4 protein-coding genes and 1 pseudogene are annotated in these 5272 nt (G+C 63.5%); all 5 read left to right on the top strand.

Going from position 1 to position 5272, the window contains the following annotated elements; translation table 11 throughout:
• Nucleotides 1–97 precede the first annotated feature (97 nt).
• Nucleotides 98–1999, top strand: coding sequence for a peptidylprolyl isomerase (locus QZ213_RS24145; RefSeq protein WP_291688593.1), 1902 nt, complete (start codon nt 98–100; stop codon nt 1997–1999).
• Nucleotides 2000–2075: 76 nt separating this feature from the next.
• Entirely contained in the window at nt 2076–3089 is a 1014-nt protein-coding gene (trpD, locus tag QZ213_RS24140; protein ID WP_291688592.1) for an anthranilate phosphoribosyltransferase, read from the top strand.
• 16 nt (nt 3090–3105) lie between these two features.
• Nucleotides 3106–3927, top strand: a complete 822-nt coding sequence (gene trpC / locus QZ213_RS24135) for an indole-3-glycerol phosphate synthase TrpC (protein WP_291688591.1) — start codon at nt 3106–3108, stop codon at nt 3925–3927.
• Between the two features lie 2 nt (nt 3928–3929).
• Nucleotides 3930–4433 (top strand): cyclic pyranopterin monophosphate synthase MoaC, encoded by a 504-nt coding sequence (gene moaC, locus QZ213_RS24130; RefSeq protein WP_291688590.1) that lies wholly within the window; start codon nt 3930–3932, stop codon nt 4431–4433.
• A 258-nt stretch (nt 4434–4691) separates the two neighbouring features.
• A pseudogene (locus QZ213_RS24125) lies at nt 4692–5272 on the top strand (diguanylate cyclase); the annotation flags it as partial.

Here is a 5272-nt window from a genome sequence, read left to right as displayed (position 1 = left end):
ATGATGCTTTATCAACCCGGTGATGCCCGTTTGCGGAATTCGATCCCGAATTTCCCTGGGGCACGACCTGGTTCCCTCCTGCAAACAAGTTGGACCCATGCTTCGAGGAATGCGGAAAGCCTCATCAAACTGGCTCGGCAAGACAATTATGGCCGTGGTGATGGGCGTATTGATCATCAGCTTCGGGGTGTGGGGCATCGCTGACATTTTCAGGGGTTTCGGCCAGTCGACCGTGGCCACGGTCGGCCACACCGAGATCTCGATCAATGAATTCCGCCAGGTCTACACCGACAAGCTGCAGCAGATCGGCCGCCAGTTCGGCCGCCCGCTGACGGCGGATCAGGCCCGCGCCTTCGGCATCGACCGCCAGGTGCTGCAGCAAACCATCGCGGAAGCCGCCCTCGACGAGGAAGCGCGCCGGCTCGGGCTCGGACAGTCCGACGCCGAGACTATGCGCGTGATCTTCAACGATCCCAACTTCAAGGGCGTCAACGGCAACTTCGATCCGCAGCGCTTCCAGGCCGTGATCCGGCAGTTCGGCTTCACCGAACAGCGGTATATCGCCGACCAGCGCAAGGTATCTCTGCGGCGTCAAATCGCCGGCACCATTTCCGCCGGGCTCGAACCGTCGAAATCGATGATCGAGGCGCTCAGCCGCTTCCAGAACGAGCAGCGCGCCGTCGAATACGTCAAACTCGACGCCGCGCAGGCCGGTACCATCGATCCGCCGTCGCCCGAAGCGCTGGCCGCCTATTTCGATGACCACAAGGCCCAGTTCCGAGCTCCCGAATATCGCAAGATCGCCTTTGTCGCGATCACGCCGGAAGAGATCGGCAAATGGACCGATGTGTCGGACGACGATGCCAAGAAGCTGTTCGAACAGCGCCGCGACCGGCTGGGAACGCCGGACAAACGCGAGGTCTCGCAGATGGTTTTCCCGAATGCGGACGAAGCCGCCGCGGCGCGCAGTCGTATCGCGTCGGGATCGTCGTTCGACGATCTCGCCAAGGAACGCGGACTTGGCGCTGCCGATGTCAATCTCGGGATGGTCGCGAAGTCCGAAATCATCGATCCCGCGGTGGCGGACGCAGCCTTTTCGCTCAATTCCGGCGAGGTGAGCCAGCCGGTGCAAGGCAAGTTCGGCGTCGCCTTGGTCAAGATCGGCAAGATCGAGGCCGGCGCGCAACCGACCTATGAAAGCGTTGCCGCCAACTTGAAGAAGGAAGTCGCCATTGAACGCTCGCGCGCCAAGGTCGCCGAGCTGCGCGACAAGATGGAGGACGAGCGCGGCGGCGGCGCCGGCGTCACCGAAGCCGCGCAGAAACTGGGCCTTGCCGCCGTCACCGTCGACGGCGTCGATCGCTCCGGCCGCCTGGCCAACGGCCAGCCGGCAGCCAATATTCCGCTCGGTCTCGATGTCGTCTCGCAGGCCTTCAACAGCGATGTCGGCGTCGACAATGATCCGATCTCGTTCAAGGGCGGCTATGTCTGGTACGACGTGCTCGGCATCACGCCCTCGCGCGAGCGTAACCTCGATGAGGTCAAGGACCAGGTCGAAGCGCGCTGGCATGACGACCAGATCATGAGCCGGCTCAGGACCAAGTCGACCGAGATGGTCCAGAAGCTCGATCAGGGCGGCAAGCTTGCGGACGAGGCGGCAACCGCGGGGGTGAAGGTCGAAACCGCCGCAGCATTCAAGCGCGATGCCTCGCTGCCCGGCGTGCCCGCCGGCGTGATCGCGGCGGCATTTCGCACCGCCAAGGACGGCGTCGGACAAACCGCCGGCGCCGCCAACAACGAGTGGATCGTCTTCCGCGTCACCGACATCACCGTCCCGCCGGTCGACGTTACCTCGGACGACATCAAGAAACTGAAGGAAAGCGTTCAGCGCAGCCTGACTGACGAACAGGTCGCGCAATACGTCACCAAGCTTGAATCCGACATCGGCACGACAATCAATCAGGCCGCCTTCGCGCAGGTGACGGGCGCAAATAACTGAGGATGATCCGGAAAATTGGGGCACCGGTTTTCCGAAAAGATCATGCTCCAATAGGTAAGCATTTCGAAAGCTCGCGATGGACGACCTCAAATCAATCATCGGAAAAGTCGCCACTGGCGCGGCCTTGTCGCGCGACGAGGCTGCATCCGCGTTCGACAGCATGATGTCTGGCGAGGCCACGCCCTCGCAGATGGGCGGACTGTTGATGGCGCTTCGGGTCCGCGGCGAGACCGTCGACGAGATCACCGGCGCGGTATCGGCCATGCGTGCCAAGATGCTGCGGGTCGAGGCTCCCGCCGACGCCGTCGACGTGGTCGGCACCGGCGGCGACGGCTCCGGCTCGGTCAACGTTTCGACCTGCGCCTCCTTCATCGTCGCCGGCGCAGGCGTCCCCGTTGCCAAGCACGGCAATCGCGCATTGTCGTCGCGCTCGGGCGCGGCGGATGTGCTGTCTTCGCTCGGGGTGAAGATCGACCTCAGGCCCGAGCAGGTCGGCCGCTGCGTCCTGGAGGCCGGTATCGGCTTCATGTTCGCGCCGACGCACCATCCCGCGATGAAGAACGTCGGCCCGACAAGGGTCGAGCTGGCGACGCGCACGATCTTCAATCTGCTGGGACCGCTATCCAACCCGGCCGGCGTCACCCGCCAGATGGTGGGGGTCTTTTCAAGACAATGGGTGCAGCCGCTGGCGCAGGTGCTGAAGAATCTCGGCGCCAAGTCAGTCTGGGTCGTGCATGGCTCCGACGGCCTCGATGAAATCACCCTCACCGGCCCGACCTTCGTCGCAGCCCTCGAGAACGGCAATATCCGCACCTTCGAGGTGACGCCGGAGGATGCCGGTCTTGCCCGCGTCGGTGGCGAGGCCCTGAAAGGGGGCGATGCCGATGCCAATGCGATTGCGCTGCAAAGCGTGCTCGACGGGATGCCGAGCCCTTTTCGCGATGTCGCATTGTTGAACGCCGCGGCGGCCTTGATCGTCGCCGGGCGCGCCACAAATCTGAAGGAGGGCGTGGCGCTCGGCACCAAGTCGCTCGACTCGGGTGCGGCGCTGGAGCGGCTGAAACGTCTGATCGCGGTCTCCAACGGCTGACCGCAGGGATTTCGCGATGTCAGATATCCTGACCAGGATCGAAGCTTACAAGCGCGAGGAGATCGCCGCCGCCAAGCGCGCCCATCCGGTTGCAAGCGTCGAAGCGCTGGCGAGGGCCGCGCCGCCGCCGCGCGGTTTTGTCAGCGCGATCCGCCAGAAGCTCGCTCAAGGCGAATACGCGCTGATTGCCGAAGTGAAGAAGGCCTCGCCCTCCAAGGGGCTGATCCGCGCCGATTTCGATCCACCGGCTCTGGCGAAGGCCTATGAAGCCGGCGGTGCTGCCTGCCTCTCGGTACTGACCGATCAGCCGTCGTTTCAGGGGCATCTCGATTTCATGGTGGCGGCACGCGCGGCCACCAGACTGCCGGTGCTACGCAAGGATTTCATGTTCGATACCTACCAGGTGGTCGAAGCGCGCGCCCACGGCGCGGACTGCATCCTGATCATCATGGCGGCGGTCGATGACGGCGCGGCGCGCGATATCGAGGACGCGGCCCTGGCCCATGGCATGGATGTGCTGATCGAAATTCATGAACGCGCAGAGCTCGATCGCGCCTTAAAACTTCGTTCGCCGATGATCGGCATCAACAACCGAAATCTGCGGACCTTCGAGACCACGCTGGCAACCAGCGAGGCGTTGGCGCCGCTGATCCCCGGGGATCACGTGATGGTCGGCGAAAGCGGCATCTTGGCGTCAGCCGATCTGGCACGGCTGGCGCGCGTGGGGATATCGACATTCCTGGTCGGCGAAAGCCTGATGCGGCAGGCCGATGTGACGGCGGCAACCCGCGCGCTGCTCAAACGCGACGACGCGCCGCGCGCGACGGGTACGCGCTGATCATGGCGCGCAAGACCTCAAAGCAAACGTCCACCCTCACCCATATCGATGCCAAGGGCGAGGCGCGGATGGTCGACGTCTCGGCCAAACCGGCCACCGAGCGTATAGCGGTCGCGGAAGGCCGCGTCGTCATGAGCCAGGCGACGCTCGATCTTATTGTGTCCGGCAATGCCAAAAAAGGGGACGTACTGGGCACCGCGCGGCTCGCGGGCATCATGGCGGCCAAGCGCACCTCGGATCTGATCCCGCTGTGCCACCCGCTGGCGCTGTCGAAAGTTACCGTGGATATTGCGCCGGACAGCAAGCTGCCCGGCTGTATCGTGCGCGCCACCGTGAAGGTCACCGGCCCGACCGGGGTCGAGATGGAAGCGTTGACCGCAGTATCGGTGGCATGCCTGACGATCTACGACATGATCAAGGCGGCGGAACGCGGCGTTCGCATCGAAGCCATTCATCTCGTTGAAAAAAAAGGCGGCAAGTCCGGGCATTATCGCGCCGCCGGTTGAACTTCCCGCAATGATCCCTGCGCCAACATCGTCGCCGCCGCGATCGTTGCGGCAACCTCGAGGGCGGCGTTTCCTGCAGCGAAAACAGGCGCCAGCGCATAGGCATGGCGCGCGCTCTCACGAGGGAGCGGGATGCCCGTTAATCGGTCATTAACCCAACTTCCTAACCCGACTTCCATTTGCGCATCGTACCTATGTGCGGGGCCGGGGCATTGCGAAACTGTGCCCGGCATCCGGCTCTGACAGCGATCAAGACCAATGACGGTAAACGGTACCGCTTCCTTCAACGTCAAGGCCTCCTTCAGCGACAATCCGATCCGCTGGCTGGTTGCCGGCGGCGTGCTGCTGGTCGCGACAATCGCCATCGGCGCCACGGTCATGGTTGGAAATTTCCGCGAGCGCGCGCTGGACAACAGCAAGCGCGAGCTGGAAAACACCGTGCTGCTGCTTTCCCGCCACTTCGATCAGCAACTCGAGGACTTCGGCGCCGTTCAGAACGACCTGATCGCGTATGTGCGTGCGAACGGAATCGACAGCGTCGAACATTACAAACGCCGGATGTCCAGCCCCGACATCCACTTGATGCTCCGCGCCAAGCTGAGCGCCTTGTCCTATGTCGGTGGCATCAACGTTTTCGATTCCGACGGCGTGCTGATCAACTCGTCGTCGGCATGGCCTGTCCCGCCGATCAGCGTCGCGGACCGGCCCTATTTCAAGACCTTCAAGAATGACCCGCGATCGCCCGACATGCTGATCGAGCCGGTCTACAGCCGGATCACCGGCCTCTGGACCACCGTGATCGCGCGCAAGATTGCCGGGCCGCACGGCGAATTCCTCGG

The sequence above is a fragment of the Bradyrhizobium sp. genome, assembly GCF_017881085.1.
In the GTDB taxonomy this organism is placed as follows: domain Bacteria; phylum Pseudomonadota; class Alphaproteobacteria; order Rhizobiales; family Xanthobacteraceae; genus Bradyrhizobium.
Note: the sequence above shows the minus strand (reverse complement) of the source record. Positions and strands in the feature narration are given on the sequence as shown.